Below are 1,566 nucleotides of genomic sequence, written 5' to 3' on the forward strand. Positions count from 1 at the left end.
ATTTGTCTCGGCGATTGATCTGAAAGCGGGCGATCGGCTGAATGCGCGGGACCAGTCGAAAAATGGCGCGACGGTAACAACACTCGAACTTGTTCAGCAACAGGGGCGTACCCACAATCTCACTGTGGATGTGGGTCACACCTTCTTTGTCGGAAAATTTGAGACTTGGGTACATAATGTAGGTCCGTGTGCCGAATGTTCCAATGGGTTTTGTACTGTTCACACTGCGACGTCTCCGACGACTGTCTCAACAGAAATGGGACCGTCGGTATTGGCAGTTCCTGGAACAGGTGGTTTAGATCTCACTTTATCGAAACGCCATTTATTGGGATCTCTAGGTATGCCTAAAGCAACGGGTAATTCATTGTTTTTGGGTCCACGGGCAGAGGCAGTTGCCGACGTTGCTGAAATTCGATCCGGCGTTGCAGTGCGTGATGGGAATTTCTTCACTACTTCATCTGGGCGCGTATGGGAAAGGCACGATAGTTCCGTGCATCCGGTATCTGGTCCAGGTGTCGTTGATGTATCGTCGAGGGAGTATAATATTCTTGTTATGGGGCAAAAACAAGGGATTGACAAGGCCATATATACGACCGGCAAACAGTTGGAGAATGGTGTTATTTCTCCAGAAGCGGCGGAGCGCGCGTTGGGTATACTCGACATAATGAGGAAGAAAATAAATGAGTGATGTGGTGTCAATAAACATTTACTTTTGCTCAGAGCAGCCCGAACGGCGTGTCATTGAGTTTCTAGGCTCTATACTTGGATTCGCGGTTGAATCAACAGACGTCCCGATGGAAAATTCCAAAGGTTTCGTTATGGTTATGGAATATACTGAGGGGTATAAGCAGGGTTTTTTAATTTCCTATCCGAGTAATAATGAAGCGTTACTGTCGCCAGAGCAGGTTGCAAAAAAATTGTCAGCGAAATTTGACTCGCAATTACTGCTGGAGATTGAAGGACGTGACGATTGCTGGCTCCACGTAACGCCCGATGGTCTTGTTAAAATGCGTGCGATTGTATATTTTGATGACGGTGTTGGTCCTGTATTCGAATAGTGCCGTTATTACCTTCCTTGCTGTCTAACTAAGCACAGGCGCAGAGTGGCCCCTTAATAGCGCCGCCACGTAGTTCACCGATCCGAACGTCCCGAACGTCACGCTGACCAGCAACGCCGACTGGAAAGCGCCGACGGGCAATCTGTCCCTGAAACCGGGCGAGGGCGCCGGCTATCTGGTCGAGACCGACCCGCTGTTCACCGACAAAAATAAGTGGACCGGCAGCGATTACTTCCTGGACCAGCTCGCCCTCGATCCGCAGCGCACCCTGAAGCGCTACGGCGATGGTTTCGTGGAACAGCGCGCGTTCGCCGACCAGCTGATCAACATCACCGGCCGCAACAAGCTGTCCGGCTACGAGAACAACGAACAGGCGTTCAAGGCGCTGATGGATTCCGGCGTCGCCTACGCCAAACAGTTCCAGCTGACGCCTGGCGTGGCGCTGTCCGAGCAGCAGATGGCCCAGCTGACCACCGACATCGTATGGATGCAGGAAGAAACCGTCACC

At 51.5% G+C, this 1,566-nt stretch carries 3 protein-coding genes; all 3 read left to right on the top strand.

Annotated elements, in window-relative coordinates; translation table 11 throughout:
- Positions 1-688: hypothetical protein (locus RBA41_RS33285; protein ID WP_306628628.1), on the top strand; the 688-nt coding region annotated here is incomplete at its 5' end.
- Positions 681-1,058, top strand: coding sequence for a hypothetical protein (locus tag RBA41_RS33290; protein ID WP_306628629.1), 378 nt, complete (start codon positions 681-683; stop codon positions 1,056-1,058). The genes RBA41_RS33285 and RBA41_RS33290, both read left to right, overlap by 8 nt.
- Positions 1,059-1,350: 292 nt before the next feature.
- The coding region (locus RBA41_RS33295; RefSeq protein WP_306628630.1) for a hypothetical protein at positions 1,351-1,566 on the top strand (216 nt) is incomplete at its 3' end.

It is taken from the genome of Massilia scottii (assembly GCF_030846495.1).
Lineage (GTDB): Bacteria > Pseudomonadota > Gammaproteobacteria > Burkholderiales > Burkholderiaceae_D > Telluria_A > Telluria_A violaceinigra.

Excerpts from the sequence above, each read along its gene's own strand:
- RBA41_RS33290 (WP_306628629.1), top strand. The coding sequence starts at position 681 with ATGAGTGATGTGGTGTCAATAAACATTTACTTTTGCTCAGAGCAGCCC.